Source organism: Micromonospora antibiotica, assembly GCF_017599305.1.
GTDB lineage: Bacteria > Actinomycetota > Actinomycetes > Mycobacteriales > Micromonosporaceae > Micromonospora > Micromonospora antibiotica.
This window is the reverse complement of the sequence record NZ_JAGFWR010000006.1, coordinates 158,870-175,260: the sequence shown is the minus strand read 5'-3', so window position 1 is coordinate 175,260 and position 16,391 is coordinate 158,870. Positions and strand designations below refer to the sequence as shown.

General features: G+C 71.4%; 10 protein-coding genes. 7 read left to right on the top strand and 3 right to left on the bottom strand.

What is annotated here, in order from left to right:
- Positions 1 to 350 precede the first annotated feature (350 nt).
- Genes JQN83_RS13915 through JQN83_RS13905 form a run of 3 tightly spaced genes read left to right on the top strand, consistent with a single transcriptional unit; the run spans position 351 to position 4,127 of the window.
- Positions 351 to 2,003 carry an amino acid adenylation domain-containing protein gene (locus JQN83_RS13915; RefSeq protein WP_244252411.1) on the top strand — a complete coding sequence of 551 codons (1,653 nt, stop codon included), beginning with the start codon at positions 351 to 353 and terminating at the stop codon, positions 2,001 to 2,003.
- Positions 2,000 to 3,346 carry an FNR domain-containing protein gene (locus JQN83_RS13910; RefSeq protein ID WP_208567552.1) on the top strand — a complete coding sequence of 449 codons (1,347 nt, stop codon included), beginning with the start codon at positions 2,000 to 2,002 and terminating at the stop codon, positions 3,344 to 3,346. The genes JQN83_RS13915 and JQN83_RS13910 overlap by 4 nt, the downstream gene beginning before the upstream one ends.
- A gap of 16 nt (positions 3,347 to 3,362) precedes the next feature.
- A complete protein-coding gene (locus JQN83_RS13905) occupies positions 3,363 to 4,127 on the top strand; it encodes an enoyl-CoA hydratase-related protein (protein ID WP_208567551.1) in 765 nt (254 codons plus the stop codon).
- A gap of 43 nt (positions 4,128 to 4,170) precedes the next feature.
- Here the strand turns inward: JQN83_RS13905 and JQN83_RS13900 are convergent, their stop codons facing one another.
- Together JQN83_RS13900 and JQN83_RS13895 are read right to left on the bottom strand one after the other, a co-directional pair.
- Entirely contained in the window at positions 4,171 to 4,851 is a 681-nt protein-coding gene (locus JQN83_RS13900) for a response regulator transcription factor (RefSeq protein WP_208567550.1), read from the bottom strand.
- Positions 4,852 to 4,906: 55 nt separating this feature from the next.
- Positions 4,907 to 6,232 carry a sensor histidine kinase gene (locus JQN83_RS13895; RefSeq protein WP_307799260.1) on the bottom strand — a complete coding sequence of 442 codons (1,326 nt, stop codon included), beginning with the start codon at positions 6,230 to 6,232 and terminating at the stop codon, positions 4,907 to 4,909.
- A 533-nt stretch (positions 6,233 to 6,765) separates the two neighbouring features.
- Here JQN83_RS13895 and JQN83_RS13890 point away from each other — a divergent pair.
- Positions 6,766 to 8,298, top strand: a complete 1,533-nt coding sequence (locus JQN83_RS13890; protein WP_208567548.1) for a non-reducing end alpha-L-arabinofuranosidase family hydrolase — start codon at positions 6,766 to 6,768, stop codon at positions 8,296 to 8,298.
- Positions 8,299 to 8,775: 477 nt separating this feature from the next.
- Here the strand turns inward: JQN83_RS13890 and JQN83_RS13885 are convergent, their stop codons facing one another.
- Entirely contained in the window at positions 8,776 to 12,330 is a 3,555-nt protein-coding gene (locus JQN83_RS13885) for a ThuA domain-containing protein (protein ID WP_208567547.1), read from the bottom strand.
- Between the two features lie 522 nt (positions 12,331 to 12,852).
- Here JQN83_RS13885 and JQN83_RS13880 point away from each other — a divergent pair.
- From JQN83_RS13880 to JQN83_RS13870, 3 genes are read left to right on the top strand one after another with little or no spacing between them, the layout of a single operon-like run.
- Positions 12,853 to 14,364, top strand: a complete 1,512-nt coding sequence (locus tag JQN83_RS13880; RefSeq protein ID WP_208567546.1) for a sugar ABC transporter ATP-binding protein — start codon at positions 12,853 to 12,855, stop codon at positions 14,362 to 14,364.
- A 55-nt stretch (positions 14,365 to 14,419) separates the two neighbouring features.
- Positions 14,420 to 15,394 (top strand): ABC transporter permease, encoded by a 975-nt coding sequence (locus JQN83_RS13875; RefSeq protein WP_208567545.1) that lies wholly within the window; start codon positions 14,420 to 14,422, stop codon positions 15,392 to 15,394.
- A gap of 2 nt (positions 15,395 to 15,396) precedes the next feature.
- Entirely contained in the window at positions 15,397 to 16,380 is a 984-nt protein-coding gene (locus tag JQN83_RS13870; RefSeq protein WP_208567544.1) for an ABC transporter permease, read from the top strand.
- Positions 16,381 to 16,391 lie beyond the last annotated feature (11 nt).

Genomic DNA, 16,391 nt, shown 5'->3' with positions numbered 1-16,391 from the left:
GGCCGGGCCGAGCGGTCGGGCCGAGCGGCCGGGTCGAGCGGTCGCCCCGGCTGGTGAGCCTCGGTGGCGAGGCGGGACGCTCCCGTCCCGGTGCAAAAACGAACGCTAACATCGAAGGCTCTCTTTTTCTTGCTCCTGTCGAGGTGAGTTGGCCGCTCCGGCCCCCGCCGCCCGCCCCGCCACCCCGTACGGCTCCCGGGTCTGCCCGGTTCCGGGTCGCCGGTGGACGTCCAGCAGGTGTGTCGTCCCGGGCTGGCTGTCGCGCGCCGGATCTAAGAGATTTCCCATTTGCATTGGCGAGCATCGATCTCGATCGCCGCGCAGGGCGGCTGGTCAGAACAGGAGCAGCCATGTCCGTACGACAGTCCCGCACGCTCGACGACCCGGCCACGCGCCCGGTCGGCACCCTGCCCACCGCACCGGACGGGTGGCGGGGCCCCCTGCTGGACCACCTGCCACCCCGCGAACGTCGGCTCTTCCACCGGTTCGGTCAGGGCCCCCGGGTGCCCGCCCCCGAACTGCGCGTCCACCAGGCGTTCGCCCGTTGGGCCGCCGCCGTCCCGGACGCCGTCGCCGCCGAGCACCTCGGGGTACGGATCGGCTACCGCGAACTGGACCGCCAGGCCAACCGGCTGGCCGCCCGGCTCACCGCCCTCGGCGTACGGACCGGGGACACCGTGGGCGTCTTCGCCAGCCGGTCCCTGCCGATGCTGGTGGGGATCCTGGCGACGCTGAAGGCGGGGGCGGCCTACGTCCCACAGGACGTCCGGGTCGCACCCACCACGCAGCTGCGGCAGGTCACCTCGGCGGCCCGGTGCCGGGTGGTGCTGACCACCGCGGCCACCCTGGACGCGGTGCCGCAACTGCCCGGAGTGCCCCGGCTCGCGGTCGACGAGCTGATGGCCGAACCACTGCCCCCGGGGCAGCACCTGACCGCCCCCGTCCCGGACCGGCCGGTCCGCGCCGACGACGGCTGCTACGTGCTGTTCACCTCCGGCACCACGGGCACCCCCAACGGGGTCACCGTCACCCACGGCAACGTGGCCAACATCCTGCTCACCGCCCCCGGCGACCTGGGGATCCGGCCCGGACGGACGGTCGCCCAACTGCTCAACGTCGCCTTCGACATGGCGGCCTGGGAGATCCTCGGCTGCCTCGCCAACGGCGGCACCCTGCTCGTACGCGACCGGGACCTCACCGCCACCGCCGCCCGCGCCGACGTGGTGATCGCCACCCCGTCGGTGCTCGGCCGCATCGACCTGGACCGGTGCGCCGGGGTGCGGGTGGTCGCCGTGGCGGGGGAGCCCTGTCCGCGTCCGCTGGCGGACCGGTGGGCGGTCGGCCGGGTCTTCTACAACTGCTGTGGGCCGACCGAGACCACCATCGTCAACACCATGCACCGCCACCGGCCCGGCGGGGCGCTCACCATCGGCCGGCCGACCCCGAACAACACCGTCTACGTCCTCGACGCCGACGGCCGGCCCTGCCGCATCGGCGAGACCGGGGAGATGTGGGCGGGCGGTGACTGCGTCTCCGCCGGTTACCTGGACAACGACGCGCTCAACGCCGAGCGGTACGCCCCCGACCCGTTCCTGGGCGGTGGCCGGCGGATGTTCCGCACCCGGGACCGGGGGCGCTGGCGTGCCGACGGGGAACTGGAACACCTGGGCCGCACCGACGACCAGGTCAAGGTCCGGGGGTTCCGGGTCGAACTGGACGCGGTCTCCACCGTGCTGGAGACGGTGCCCGGCTGCCGGCTGGCGGTCACGCTCCGGCTGACCGACCGGGACCTGGTCTCCTTCGTCGCCCCGGCGGAGTTGGACCCGCAGCGGTGTCGGGACACGGTGGCCGCCGCGCTGCCCTACTACTGCGTGCCGGCGGCCGTGCACCCGCTGCCCGAACTGCCGATGACCGGGCGGGGCAAGGTCGACCGGGACGCATTACGCCGGATCGCCCTCGACCTGCGGTGGCAGTGGGCGCACATCGAGGAGGCGGCGGCGTGAGCACCACCGGACTGCGACCCCCGCCGGTTCCTGCGGCGCGTCCGCGTACCGCGGCGGCGGCCACGACCGGCGACGCGCCGCCAACGCCGGGCTCGACGCTGCGCCGGCTGCTGGCCCATCCCCGGTTCATGCACCACCACCGCCTGGTCGCGGCGGTCGTCGCGACCAACCTCGCCCTGCTGGCGTACGGGCTGACCGCCGGCTGGTGGGGCGGCCCCGCCGCGCCCGGCGCGCTGGGTGCCGCCGCACTGGCCAACGTGGCGCTGGCGGTGCTGGTACGCCAGCAGTACGTGGTCAACCTGCTCTTCTGGCTGGCCACCCGGGCACCCACCCACTGGCCGCTGCGGATCCGCGCGACGTTGGGCAAGGTCTACCACTTCGGCGGGCTGCACGTCGGCGCGGCACTGGCCGGGACCGCCTGGTACCTGGCGCAACTCGGCGCGCTGACCGTCGGCGACGCGCCGGCCGGGGCGCTGGTCACCGGGTACGCCGCCGCCGTCGGGCTGCTGGCGGTCGTCGGTACCGCGCTGCCACCGGTACGGTCGCGCCGACACGACCTGTTCGAACGCACCCACCGGCTCGGCGGCTGGGCGGTCCTGCTGCTGCTCTGGGCGCAGGCCGGTTTCCTGGCCGGCGGGCCGGCCGCGCTGGCCACCTCCCCGCAGGGCGGGGTGCTCGCGGTGCTGACCGCCAGCATCGCCCTGCCCTGGCTGCGGCTGCGCCGGGTGCCGGTCGTGGTCGAACGCCCCTCGTCGCACGTGGCGCTGGTCCACTTCGACCACGGGGTGACCCCGTTCCCCGGCTCGTCCACCGCGGTCAGCCGCAGCCCGCTGTGGGAGTGGCACTCCTTCGCCAACGTGCCGGCGCCGGGCCGCAGCGGGTTCCGGCTGACCGTCTCCCGGGCCGGCGACTGGACCGGGCGGTTCATCGACGACGCGCCGCAGCGGCTCTGGGTGAAGGGGATCAGCACCGCCGGGGTGGCCAACATCGAGACCCTGTTCCGGCGGGTGGTGTACGTGGCGACCGGCAGCGGGATCGGCCCGGTGCTGCCGCACCTGCTGGCCGGGCAGGTGCCGGCCCGCCTGGTCTGGGTGGCCCGCCGGCACCGCGAGACCTTCGGCGACGGGCTGGTCGACGAGATCCTCGCCCACCAGCCCGACGCGCTGCTGTGGGACACCGCCCGCGACGGCAAGCCCGACATGCTGCGGCTGGCCTGGCAGGCGTACCGCGAATTCGACGCGGAGGCGGTCATCTGCATCTCGAACCGCCCGCTGACCTGGCAGGTGGTGCGGGGCATGGAGGAACGCGGGGTGCCCGCGTACGGCGCCATCTGGGATTCCTGACGACATGGAGGCGACGATGAGGATCACCGTGGAGAAGGACGACCGGGTGGTCACGGTGCGGCTGTGCCGGCCCGAGGTGCGCAACGCGCTGGACACGGCGCTGCTGACGGAGCTGGTCGAGACGTTGCGACCGCTGGACCGCGATCCGGGGGTGGGCTGCTTCGTGCTCACCGGCTCCGACGAGGTCTTCGCGGCCGGGGCGGACATCCGGGAGATGGCCGGCAAGTCCTTCCTGGACGTGGCGTTGGAGGACCACTTCGCCGGCTGGGACGCGTTCGCCGCGCTGCGTACCCCGAAGATCGCCGCGGTGGCCGGCTACGCCCTCGGCGGCGGTTGCGAGCTGGCGATGATGTGCGACCTGATCTTCGCGGCGGACAATGCCCGGTTCGGCCAGCCGGAGCTGCGGGTGGGGGTGATGCCCGGCATCGGCGGCACGCAGCGGCTGACCCGGCTGATCGGTCCGGCGCGGGCGATGGACCTGGTCCTCACCGGGCGGCAGCTCGACGCGGTGCAGGCGTACCGGTGGGGTCTGGTGTCCCGGGTGGTGCCGACGGACCGGCTGCTGGCCGAGGCGAAGGCCGCGGCGGCGGTGGTCGCCGGGCACCCCAAGCTGGCGACGATGCTGGCCCGGGAGGCGGTACGGCAGGCCGAGGAGGTCGGCGTGCAGGCCGGGGTGCTGTTCGAACGGCGGGCCTTCCACGCCCTGTTCGCCACCGAGGACCAGCGGGAGGGCATGGCCGCCTTCCTGGAGAAACGCCCGGCCCGGTTCGCGGGTCGCTGAGCCCTCCGGCCGTCCGGGACCCGGCGGGTCCCGGACGGCCGGCTTACAGCGCGCCGATCTGGTAGCCGAGCCCGTGCACCGTGCGGACCACCCGGTCGCCGAGCTTGCGCCGTAGGTAGTGCACGTACGTGTCGACCACCGCCTCGGTCCGGTCCGCGCCGAACACCCGCCCGCGCAGCTGGCTGCGGCTGTGCACCATCCGGGGTTGGCTGGCGAGCAGCCGGATCAGTTCGAACTCCCGCCCGCTGAGCGTCACCTCCCGACCGTCGGGCAGCCGCACCCCGCGCTGGGCCAGGTCGAGCTGCCCGGCCCCGATCGGGATCAGCTCGGCCCCGTCGAAGCGGCGGCGGGTCAATGCCCGTACCCGGGCCATCAGCTCCGGCACCTCGAACGGTTTCGGTAGGTAGTCGTCGGCGCCCGCGTCGAGGCCCCGGATGCGTTCGTCGAGGTCGCCGAGCGCGCTGAGCATCAGCACCCGGGCGGCGACGGAGCGTCGCCGCAGCCGGATGAGCAGGTCGACCCCGTCGATGGCCGGCAGCCGCCGGTCCAACATGATCACCTGGTACGGGCCGCGTAGCGCCAGGTGCAGTCCCCGCTGGCCGTCGCGGGCCAGATCGATCCGGTACCCCGCCCGACGGAACAGCTCGACCAGCATGTCGGCGAGTTCCACGTCGTCCTCGACGAGGAGCAACGGGCCGTGCGCCGGGGGTGACGGGTCGGTCATCCGTTCATGGTCGCACCGAAACGGGAGAAGGTTGACCGGCGGAATATCTCGCCGATCAGAATCTGCTCAGCTCGTCGCGCTGACCCGACCGCTCGCGGTACGCCCCCCACCAGCAGAACGGCCACCGGGTCCCGGTGGGATCGACACCCGGCGGCGGGCCGTCCTGCTGCCCACCACCCGTCGGCAGCCGTACGGTGAAGGTGGCTCCCGTCCCCGGTCGGCCGGCCGCGCTGATCGTGCCGCCGTGCGCGGTGACCACCTCGCGGATCAGGGCCAGACCGAGCCCGACCCGGCGGTCCCCGGCCCCGGGGCCACGGTGGAACCGGTCGAAGATCCGGTCGGTGTGTCGGGGGTCGAGGCCCTGACCGGAGTCGCTGACCACCAGCTCGACGTGGTCCGCGGACGCCGGTCGCAACCGCACCTCGACGTGGCCGCCGGGCGGGGTGTGGTGCAGGGCGTTCGTCAGCAGCTCCGTCACCACCCGGCGCAGCGCCGACCCGACGCCGCAGACCGGGACCGGAGCGTCCGCGCCGGCCACGGTGAACGTCACGCCGTCCGCGGCGGCGCGTGGCGCGTCGGCCTCGACCGCCTCGGCGACCAGTGCCGCCAGGTCGACCGGGGTCAGCGGCCGGGTCACCGCCGACGGGTCGGCCAGCCGGGCCGACAGGAGCAGCTCGTCGACGATCTCCCCGAGCAGTCGGGTGGTGCGCAGCAGCCGGTCCAGGTCCCGCCGGTCGGCTCCGCTGTCGGCGCAGGTCGACCGCTGCGCCAGCAACTGGGCGGCGGTGTGCACCCGGGTGATCGGGGCCCGCAGCTCGTGGCTGGCGTCGGCGACGAAGCGGCGTTGCCGGTCGAGCGCCTCGGTCAGCGGCTGCACCGACCGGCGGCGCAGCCGCAGGTCGGTCGCGGTCGCCGCGACCAGGACCGCCACCGCGGCGGCCGACACCCCCCAGAGCAGGTGTCGCCGCTCGGCGAGCTGGAAACGGGCGTCGAAGACCACCTGGACGACCTCGTCGCCGCGCAGTTGCGTGCGGACGTGGTAGACGGTGCCGTTGCGGGCCACCTGGTCGACCTGCGGCCGGCCGGTGCGGGCCACGGCGTGGATGGCCGCGTGCTGTGGGAAACCGGCCGGCGGCGCACCGGCGTGCCCGGTGTCGCTCGCGCCGCCGAAGATCCAGGTGCAGCCGGACGGGTCGGCCGGGCGGCCGTGCACCATCGCCCAGTCCAGCTCGTGGCGGATCTTCGCGCCCTGGACGTGCAGCAGGGCGGCGTACGCCAGACCCCCGACCAGGGCCAGCAGGGCGACGACCAGCAGGCCGACGGCGAGCCCGGTGCGGGGGCGGGTACGGGGGGTCGACCGCACCCCGCCGCTCAACGGCACCGTGCTTCCGCCCCGTGCCCGCGTGCCCGGACGCGCCCTCGTCCGCCCGCGCGGCCACCGACCCCCATCAATCGAAGATGACACATCACCCACCGGAGCGGAAGGGATCCGGATCTCCTCCAGGGTGGTGACCCGCCCGAACGGACGGGGGTCGTCATTGCCGGCCAGCACTCTCGTTAGCGTTAACATTCAATTCCGTGGTGATCGCCGCAGCACCGATTGGCTGCGGTGGCTGCGGTGTGGTCACCTACTGTGAGCAGCTCTTGAGTCACTCGAAACGCTCTGGTAACATCGCCGGATCTGAATGGGACCCCGGCCGGCCCGTTCGCCCCTTCCTGTCCGTCCACACAGTGTTCGCCGGTCATCCGCCAATGTGAGCGTTCACATTGCCTGGCCGGTTCCGGCCCCGACCAAGGAACACCGGGCACGCGCGGGCCGACCACACCACCCGGTCTCGGTGACACCGTCACCGCAGGCCACCGCACCGGGATCCCCGGAAAGGCACCACCCGTCCCCCATGAAGGAGCACCCCCATGCATCTCCAGGCTGACCGACCCGGCCCGGCTCCCCGCCGGTCCGGCCCCCGGCGGCGGCGATGGCTGCTGCCGGCGGCCACGGCGATCCTGACCGCCCTCAGCGGCGGTGTCCTCGTCGCCGCCAGCGCGACCGAGGCCGCTGCCGCCACGATCGACACGGGTGCCTCGTACGTGCTGGTCAACCGCAACAGCGGCAAGGCCCTCGACGTCTACAACCTGGCCACCACCGACGGGGCCCGGATCACCCAGTGGACCCGCAACGACGGCAGTCAGCAGCAGTGGCAGTTCGTCGACTCCGGCGGCGGCTACTACCGGCTGAAGTCGAAGCTGTCCGGCAAGGTGCTCGACGTCTCCGGCAAGTCGACCGCCGACGGCGGACCGATCGTGCAGTGGACCGACAACAACGGCACCAACCAGCAGTTCAGCATCCAGGACGTCGAGGGCTACATTCAGCTGATCAACCGCAACAGCGGTAAGGCCGTCGAGGTGCAGGGCGCGTCCACCGCCGATGGCGGCAACATCGTCCAGTACGCCGACTGGAACGGCACCAACCAACAGTGGCAGCTCGTCCGGGTCGGTGGCACCACCCCGCCCACGACGACCCCGCCGCCGAGCGGCAGTTGCACGCTGCCGTCGTCGTACCGGTGGTCGTCGACGGGTTCGCTGGCCAACCCGAAGTCGGGCTGGGTGTCGCTGAAGGACTTCACGGTCGCGCCGTACAACGGCAGGCAGCTCGTCTACGCGACCACGCACGACTTCGGCAGCTCATGGGGGTCGATGAACTTCGGCCTGTTCACCAACTGGTCGGAGATGGCCTCGGCGTCGCAGAACGGCATGAACTCCGGCACCGTCGCGCCGTCGCTGTTCTACTTCGCGCCGAAGAACATCTGGGTGCTCGCCTACCAGTGGGGTGGCGCGGCGTTCTCCTACCGCACGTCGACCGACCCGACGAACCCGAACGGGTGGGGCCCGGCCCAGACGATGTTCACCGGCAGCATCTCCGGCTCCGGCACCGGCCCGATCGACCAGACGCTGATCGCCGACAGCCAGAACATGTACCTGTTCTTCGCCGGTGACAACGGCAAGATCTACCGGGCCAGCATGCCGATCGGGAACTTCCCCGGCAACTTCGGCTCCAGCTACACCACCATCATGAGCGACACCACGAACAACCTGTTCGAGGCGCCGCAGGTCTACAAGGTCGCGGGCCAGAACCAGTACCTGATGATCGTCGAGGCGATCGGTTCCCAGGGCCGTTACTTCCGGTCCTTCACCGCCACCAGCCTGAACGGCTCGTGGACGCCGAACGCGGCGACCGAGAGCAACCCGTTCGCGGGCAAGGCCAACAGCGGTGCCACCTGGACCAACGACATCAGCCACGGTGAGCTGCTGCGCACCAGCGCGGACCAGACCATGACCATCGACCCGTGCAACCTGCAACTGCTCTACCAGGGCCGGTCGCCCAGCTCCAACGGGGTCGACTACGGCCTGCTGCCCTACCGGCCGGGTCTGCTCACCCGGCAGCGCTGAAAATGCGCACCTGCTGACCTCGGGGGTTCCTGACGTCGGCCGGTGGCCCGGGATAGACCGGGCCGTCGGATCACCTGAACGACCTCCGCACCACCGATCGGCAGGGCCCGCACCTCGGGCCCTGCCGATCACCGTTTCGCCGCCGACACCCGGGGTGGGAGCAGTGCCGACCTGCCGGCCGGCACCGGCCGGCGGCGTCCACGACCGGCCGGAGCCCTCACCCCGGCCGATCCGCCGCCCGGGGTCCGGGGCATCGTCAGGCCAGCCGTACCCCGGGCGGTCCCGAGGGCCGGCTGCGGCGGTCCCGTCCCGTCGCAGCGATCCGGCATCCCGCTCACCATCACGCCGGCCCGGACCGGGATGGCCCGCCCACCACCCGGGGCGGGCGGGGCGCCGACGCAACCGGAGAGGGCCGGCTCCGACATCCGGAGCCGGCCCTCCCGGCCTACCGCCGCCGTGACGGCGGCGGGTCGTGCATCACACCTGGGTGAACCGCCACTGCTGGTTGCTGGCGCTGTGGCAGGTCCACTGCAACAGGCGGGCGCCGTCGGCGGTGGAAGCACCGTTGACGTCCATGCAGAGCCCGCTCTGCACGTTGCGCACCGTGTAGACCCCGGCGGTCGTGGTCGCCGTCGCGGTGAACTTCTGCCGGTCGCTGTTGTTGCAGGTGGCCTGCTGCAGGAACGCACCCGCTGTGGTGGAGCCGCCGATCACCTCGGCGCACTTGTTGCTGTGCACCGCCTTCAGATAGACCGCGCCGCTACCGGCGTCCACGGCCTGCCACTTCTGGTTGTTGCCACCGGTGGCCGCCCACTGGGTGAGCTGGGCGCCGTCGGCGGTGGAGACGCCACTGACGTCCATCAGCTTCCCGCTGTGCAGGGCGGTGAGCGTCCAGGTCTTCCCCGCCACGCCGGTGCCGGTGCCGGTGCCGGGTACGCCGACCCCCGCCCCGCCGAAGGTGTGCGAGTCGAGGTCGAACCAGTTGTTGGTGCTGCCCTTGAACACCATGTAGAGCGTCTGCGTACCGGACAGCGCGGACACGCTCACCGGTGCGGTTGACTGGTAGTTGTTCCAGCCGCCGGTGCTGGGCACCGGGGTGGTGGCCAGCAGGGTGCCGGTCGGCGAGCCGGCCCGCAACTCGATGGTGCCGCCACCGGAGGGCGACGACAGCCGGTAGCTGACCGTCGAGATACCCGCCAGGCTCATCGGGTTGAACGCGATCCAGTCGTTGTTGGAGATGTCCCCGACCCGCTTGGTGCTCTCCGCACTGGCCTCGTCGACGACCCGGATGCCGGACTGGCTGCTGAAGTACTCGGCCTGCTTGTGCTTCGGCTGGAGGATCGCCTGCGCGGTGCCGGTGAGCGGGGACGAGCCGCCCGGGCCACCGCTGTCGGTGTAGCGCGCGTTGAGCACGTAGAACAGGTTGGCGCCGTCCGGGTGCCCACCGAGCAGGTCGGTGGAGATGGTGCCCGAGCAACCCGGGTACTCGGTGGTCTCGTGCGCGTGGTCGTCGTGACCCAACGCCGGGTTCAGGAGCACCTTGGTGCAGTCGACCGTGCCGCCGTCCGGATCGGTGACGCTGATCTGGTACGACACCTTGTCACCGAAGGTGAGCATGCCGCCGCTGGCCGGTGTGGTGATGGTGACCACCGGCGCGGAGTTGCCGACGGTGATCTGGACGTTGGCGAAGCCCGTCTTTCCGGTGTTGTCGGTGACCTTCAACTGCGCCGTGTAGTTGCCGTTGGTGGTGTAGACGTGCGACGGGTTGGCTGCCGTCGAGGTGGTACCGTCGCCGAACGTCCACTGGTAGCTGAGCGTGTTGCCCGGGTCAGGGTCGGCCGTGCCGGCGCTGCTGAACTGGACGTTCAGCGGGGCGAGGCCGCTGGTGGGCGTACCGACGGCCTTGGCGATCGGGGACCGGCCGCCCTGGATGTAGTCGATCCGGTAGAGCCCGGAGTCGCTGTTGCCGCCACCGAAGTTGGTGCCCCACTCCAGCACGTAGAGCGAGCCGTCCTTGCCGAACTCCAGGTCCATCGGCTTGTTGAACCGCCCGCCGGGCAGGAACGTGTTGGTGCGGGTCACCGCCGTCGCGGAGTCGAAGTGCATCTCCTTGATGTAGCTGCGCGACCACTCGTAGAAGAAGTGCACGCCGTCGTAGTAGGGCGGGAACTTGGTGGCCGACGGGTTCGCCGGGTCGTACCGGTAGACCGGCCCGCCCATCGGGCCGGAGCCGCCGGAACCCAGCTCCGGGAAGGTCGACGAGGTGCCGTAGCCGTACCACATGTTGGGGGCGACGATCGGCTTCAGGCTGGTCAGGCCGGTGTTGTTGGGCGAGTTGTTGACCGGGGCGTTGCAGTTGAACTTGGCACCGACCACGCCGGTGTCCGGGTTGTACGGCGCGTAGGGCTGGTTGTCGCCGTGGCAGAACGGCCACCCGTAGTTGCCGGGTTGCTTGATCACGTTGAGTTCGACCAGGCCCTCGGGGCCGCGGTTGGTGGTGGGCGGGTTACGGTCCGGCCCGTAGTCGGCCAGGTAGACCCAGCCGTTGGCCGGGTCGATCGAGAAGCGGAACGGGTTGCGGAAACCCATCGCGTAGATCTCCGGCCGGGTCTGCGCCGTGCCCTGCGGGTAGAGGTTGCCGGTCGGGACGGTGTAACCGCCGTTGTCCGAGGGACGGATGCGCAGCAGCTTGCCCCTCAGGTCGTTGGTGTTGCCGGCGCTGCGGGCGGCGTCGAGGTTGGACTTGCCGGAGCGCCAGTCCAGCGGCGCGTAGCCCTGCCAGTTGGGGTCGAGGTTGGGCGGGGTGTCGTCACCGGTGCCGATGTAGAGGTTGCCGTCCGGGCCGAAGTCGATGTAGCCGCCGGTGTGGCCGGGCTCGGGGAAGGTGCGGTCCCGGTACGCCGGGATGTCGATGATCCGCGCCTCGGTGGACAGGTTGAGGGTGTCACCGGACAGCGTGTAGCGGGAGACGCGGTTGACGTCGGTGCTGCTGCTCGCCGGTGAGTGGTACAGGTACACGTAGCCGTTGGTGGCGAAGTTCGGGTCGATCGCCATGCCGGTGAGACCGTCCTCGCCGCCGGTGTAGACGCTCAGCGTGGCGGCGGTCACGGTGCTGTTGGTGGTCGGCTTGAAGATCTTGACCTGGCCGCCGCGCTGGACGTACATCACCCGGCCGTCGGGCAGCACGTTCAGCGCCATCGGGTCGACCGTGTTGTCGTCCAGGGTGCGCTTCTCGAAGTTGCCCCAGACGGTGCCGCCGCAGTCACCGGGCAGGTTGCCGGCGGCCCACTTCACGCCACCGAGGACGTGGTTGCGGAAGTTCGTCTCGCTGTAGGAGTCGATCGCGTGGCCCATCGCGGTGGCCCACACCCGCCCGCCGGCGGCGGTGCGGCACCAGGAGATCGGGTGGTCCGGGCCCATCGCCCGGGAGCCGGGGTTGTAGGTGCGCTCGTCGGCGGTCACCAGCACGTGTACGTTGCCGCGCGGATTGGCGTCGAAGTTGTACCACTCCTCGCTGCGGTTCCACCGGTCCGGCAGGCCCGTGGTCGACGGGTGCTGCTTGTCGGCGACGATGGCGGTGCCGGGCAGCACGCCGGGGGAGTGCTCCGGCATGTGGGCGCCGCCGTTGAGGGTCTGGTCCCACCAGGGGTACTCGCCCTCGATGCCCATGTCCAGGGCGTTGTGGATGCCGACGATGCCCTTGCCGCTGGCGAGGTAGCCCTCCACGGCCTGCCGTTGGGCGGCCGAGGTCCAGACCATGCCGGAGGTCTGGAACATGATGATGACGTCGAAGGTCGCGAGGTTGGCCGTGGTGAAGACGCTGGAGTCCTCGGTCTGCACCAGCTCGAAGTTGTTGGCCGCCGCCTGCTGCTGGAACATGCTGATCCCGGCGGGGATCGAGTCGTGCCGGTAGCCCACCGTCTTGGTGAACAACAGGGCGCGGAAGGCCGGGGCCGCGGACGCGGGTGGGGCGAGGCCGAGCGAGAGTAACAGGCCGGCGATCATGGCGATGAGCAGTGTGGTACGACGCATGCCGTCTCCTAGTTTTCGGCGGGCAACTCCGGTGGCGACCGTGGTCCGTCGGCACCCAGGTGTCAGCTGGGCGCACGAGGGCACGGGTGTGCTGCTCGGGTCGTCGTGCCGTCCGCCGTAACGGCCGTCCGCCCCGCAGAGGTCACAGAAAGTGACGTGGCTGGTGTTCTCGTCCCGTGGGCCGCGACGCCAGGATGGGCCAGTCATCGATACGTGTCAATGGATTCGAAGAGGTTCGATGTTTCGACGGGTCGACGGTGGTCGCCCGGGGGTGCTGCGACCCGGCTTCGGTGCCAAGTAGAAGGGATCGGCCTGGGAATTGCGTCGGGAGGAGGATTGTGGACACGCATCGAAACATCTATCTTCATACGTGTGATGTTTCGTCGATGTCAAGGAAAGTTTGCGTCGTCGAGACGTAAGCACCTGCGGCAGCAGGCAAAAGCCGGCCCAACCAGCCCTTCGCACGAGCCGGCGGCGCGGCGCGGACCACGTCGATGACTACTTTCTGTGAGGGTTCCCGGAATGCCAGATCCGCCACCGGCGTCGCTGCTCACCCTGCGGGGCATCAGGAAGTCCTTCCTCGGGGTACGCGTCCTCGACGGCGTCGACCTCGACGTCACACCCGGTGAGGTGCACGCCGTCGTCGGCGAGAACGGCGCGGGGAAGTCCACCCTCATGAAGATCGTCTCGGGCGGGTACGCCCCCGACGGGGGCACCGTCGAGGTGGACGGCGCACCGCAGGTCTTCCGTGGCCCGCGCGACGCCCAGCGGGCCGGGATCGGCATCATCCACCAGGAGTTCAACCTGCTCTCGGACCGTACCGTCGCGGAGAACGTCCACCTGGGACACGAGCCGGTACGCCGGGGACTGGTGGACCGTCGGGTGATGCGCGAGCGCACCGGCCAGCTGCTCGCCTCGATCGGCGAGACCACCCTCGCGCCCGACGCCACGGTCGGCGGGCTCGGTGTCGCCCAGCAGCAGGTCGTCGAGATCGCCAAGGCGCTCGCCCTGGACGCCCGGGTGCTCATCATGGACGAGCCCACCGCGGCGCTGGCCGACCACGAGGTGGAACTGCTCTACGGGTTGGTGCGCCGACTCCAGCAGCGGGGAATTGGCCTGCTCTACGTCTCGCACCGGCTCACCGAGGTCTTCGACCTGTCCGGGCGGATCACCGTGCTCAAGGACGGCCGCCGGGTCACCACCGTGAACACCGCCGACACCAACACCGACGACCTGGTCCGGCACATGGTCGGCCGGGAGCTGTCCAGCTACTACCCCGACCGGGCCACCTCCGACGACCTCGGCCCGGTACGGCTGGCCGTCCGGGACGCGGGCAACCGGAAACTGCACGCCGTCGACCTTCAGCTGCGGGCCGGCGAGGTGCTCGGCGTCGGCGGCCTACAGGGCTCCGGACGGTCCGCGCTGGCCCGGGCGCTCTTCGGCGTCACCCCGTTCACCACCGGCGAGGTGACCCTGGACGGCCGGCCGGTCCGGCTGCGCTCACCCCGTAGCGCGATGCGGGCCGGCATCGCCTACGTCACCGAGGACCGCAAGGGCGAGGGGATCGTGCCCCGGCAGTCGGTGCTCGACAACGCGCTGCTCGCCACCCGGGCCGTCGGCGCGGCCCGTTCCGGTCGTGCCGCCCGCACCCGACGCGTGCGGGAACTGCTCGCCACCGTCGAGGTCCGTGCCGCCGGTGACGACCAGGAGATCCGTTTCCTGTCGGGGGGAAACCAGCAGAAGGTCGTGCTGGCCCGCTGGCTCGCGCTCGACCCGCAGGTCCTGCTCTTCGACGAGCCGACCCGGGGCATCGACGTGGGTGCCAAGTCGGCCATCCACGACCTCGTCCGCCGCCTCGCCCGCGACGGCGCGGCCGTCCTGATGATCTCCTCGGACCTGCCCGAGTTGCTGGGGATGAGCGACCGGATCGTCGTCATGCGCGACGGCCGGATCGCCGGCGAACTGCCCGCCGACGCCACCGAGGAGGACGTCATGACCCTGGCCGTCGGCCACGTCACGGAGACCGACCGGTGAGTGCGAGGAGTGAGCCGGTTTTGCGAGCCCCGCAGTCGCGAACGGAGACCGACCGGTGAGTGTCCTGACGCTGTTGCCGGTGCGGCGTCGGGTGCCGGGCGTGTTCGTGGCCCTGACCCTCACCCTCGCGATCGGCTGGCTGGTCGTCCTGGTCGACGGCGGTCAGCTGTTCAACCAGTCCACGACGGTCAGCCTGCTGCACGTGGCCGCCGGTCTCGGGTTCGTCGCCGTCGGTCAGACGCTCGTCATTCTCGGTGGGTCGCTCGACCTCTCCGTGGCGTACGTGATCAGTCTGAGCACCCTCGTCGCGGCCGAGACGATGAACGGCAGCGACGGGGCGCTGTTGCCGGCGGTCGGCCTGGCGCTCGCGGTCAGCGCCGGTGTCGGGTTGTTCAACGGGCTGCTGGTGACCAGGCTGCGGATCAACGCGTTCATCGCCACGCTCGGCGTCGGGTTGCTGCTCAAGGGGTATCTCGACAGCAACTATGACGGTCCGGCCGGCGCCACCTCGCCCGGCCTCGTGCAGTCCCTCGGCTATCAGCGGGTCGGCCCGGTGCCGCTGTCGTTCCTGTTGTTGCTCGCCGTGACCGGGGCCGCCTGGTTCGTGCTGTCCCGGACCCGGTTCGGTCACCACCTGGTCGCCGTCGGCGGCGATCCGGAGGTCGCCCGGCTCTCCGGCGTCCGCAACGACCGGGTCCTGGTCGCCGCCCACGTGCTGTGCTCGTTGTGTGCCGGGCTCGCCGGGGTCTACCTGGCCAGCCGGCTCGGCTCGGGTGCACCCCGGGTGGGCACCGAGGGCCTCTACGACCTGGAGTCGATCGCCGCGGTGGTGATCGGCGGGACCGCGCTGGCCGGTGGACGCGGCGGTGTGGTCGGCACGGTCGGGGGAGTGCTGCTGCTGGCCAGCATCGATGCGATCTTCAACCAGCTCGAGGTGGACGCCTTCTTCAAGCAGGTGATCAGGGGCGTCATCATCATCGCCGCGGTCGCCGTCTACGCCCGTCGGGCCCTGCGAAAGGCGGCGTCCTGACCATGCAGATCGTCCAGCGTCGTCCGCTGCCCCTGCGCCGCGTCCGGCTCCGCCCCGGCGGGGTGCTGCCGATCCTGGCGATCCTCGCGGTGCTGCTGGTGCTCGTCGGCATCCGGCAGCCCAGTTTCCTCGACCCGCCGTCGTTGATGTCCTTCCTCGGCCGTTCGGCGCCGGTCATCCTGCTCGCCGCCGGGCAGTACTTCGTGATCGTCTCCGGCGAGTTCGACCTGTCCGTCGGCTCGTTGGTCACCGCGCAGGTGGTGGTCGCGGCCCGGCTGATCGACAGCGACCCGGCCCGGACCTGGCCGGTGGTGCTGCTCCTGCTCGCCTTCGGCGCGCTGGTCGGGCTGGTCAACGGCCTGATCACGACCCGCCTGCGGGTGCCGTCGTTCATCACCACCCTGGGCATGTTCCTGATCCTGGTCGGCGCGGTCTACCTGTGGTCCGACGGAGCACCGAAGGGTGGCCTCTCCGAGGAGTTCCGGCGGTTCGGCCGGCGGGCGATCGAGGACGTGCCGCTGCTCGGCCGGGTGCCGTACGCGCTGCTGGTCCTGGTGGTCGTCGCGGTGCTCGCGGTGGCGTTGATGCGGTCGGACTTCGGTCGGACCCTGGTCGCCGTCGGGGACAATCCGCGCACCGCGCAGCTGAGCGGGGTACGGGTCTGGCGTACCCGGACCGTCGCCTTCATCCTCAGCGGGCTGGCGGCGGCCGTGGCGGCGATCCTGCTGGGTGGCTACAGCGGGGTGTCGTTCCAGGCCGGCGCGGGCCTGGAGTTCGGGGCGATCACCGCGGTCGTCCTCGGCGGCGTCGCGCTGGGCGGGGGGCGCGGTTCGGTCGTCGGCGCGATGCTCGGCGCGCTGACCCTCGAACTGCTGTTCGCCCTGATGAACTTCTACGGCGTCTCCGGCGCCCTCCGGTCCACCGTCCAGGGCGCGATCATCCTGCTCGCCGTGGCGGTTTCGGCAACCCGTTCTTCGTCACGATAAGGGGAATCCAT

Bases quoted from the DNA above. Each gene is read 5' to 3' on its own strand.
- JQN83_RS13915 (WP_244252411.1), top strand. From the start codon at position 351: ATGTCCGTACGACAGTCCCGCACGCTCGACGACCCGGCCACGCGCCCG.
- JQN83_RS13885 (WP_208567547.1), bottom strand. From the start codon at position 12,330: ATGCGTCGTACCACACTGCTCATCGCCATGATCGCCGGCCTGTTACTC.
- JQN83_RS13870 (WP_208567544.1), top strand. From the start codon at position 15,397: ATGCAGATCGTCCAGCGTCGTCCGCTGCCCCTGCGCCGCGTCCGGCTC.
- JQN83_RS13880 (WP_208567546.1), top strand. From the start codon at position 12,853: ATGCCAGATCCGCCACCGGCGTCGCTGCTCACCCTGCGGGGCATCAGG.
- JQN83_RS13900 (WP_208567550.1), bottom strand. From the start codon at position 4,851: ATGACCGACCCGTCACCCCCGGCGCACGGCCCGTTGCTCCTCGTCGAG.
- JQN83_RS13890 (WP_208567548.1), top strand. From the start codon at position 6,766: ATGCATCTCCAGGCTGACCGACCCGGCCCGGCTCCCCGCCGGTCCGGC.
- JQN83_RS13905 (WP_208567551.1), top strand. From the start codon at position 3,363: ATGAGGATCACCGTGGAGAAGGACGACCGGGTGGTCACGGTGCGGCTG.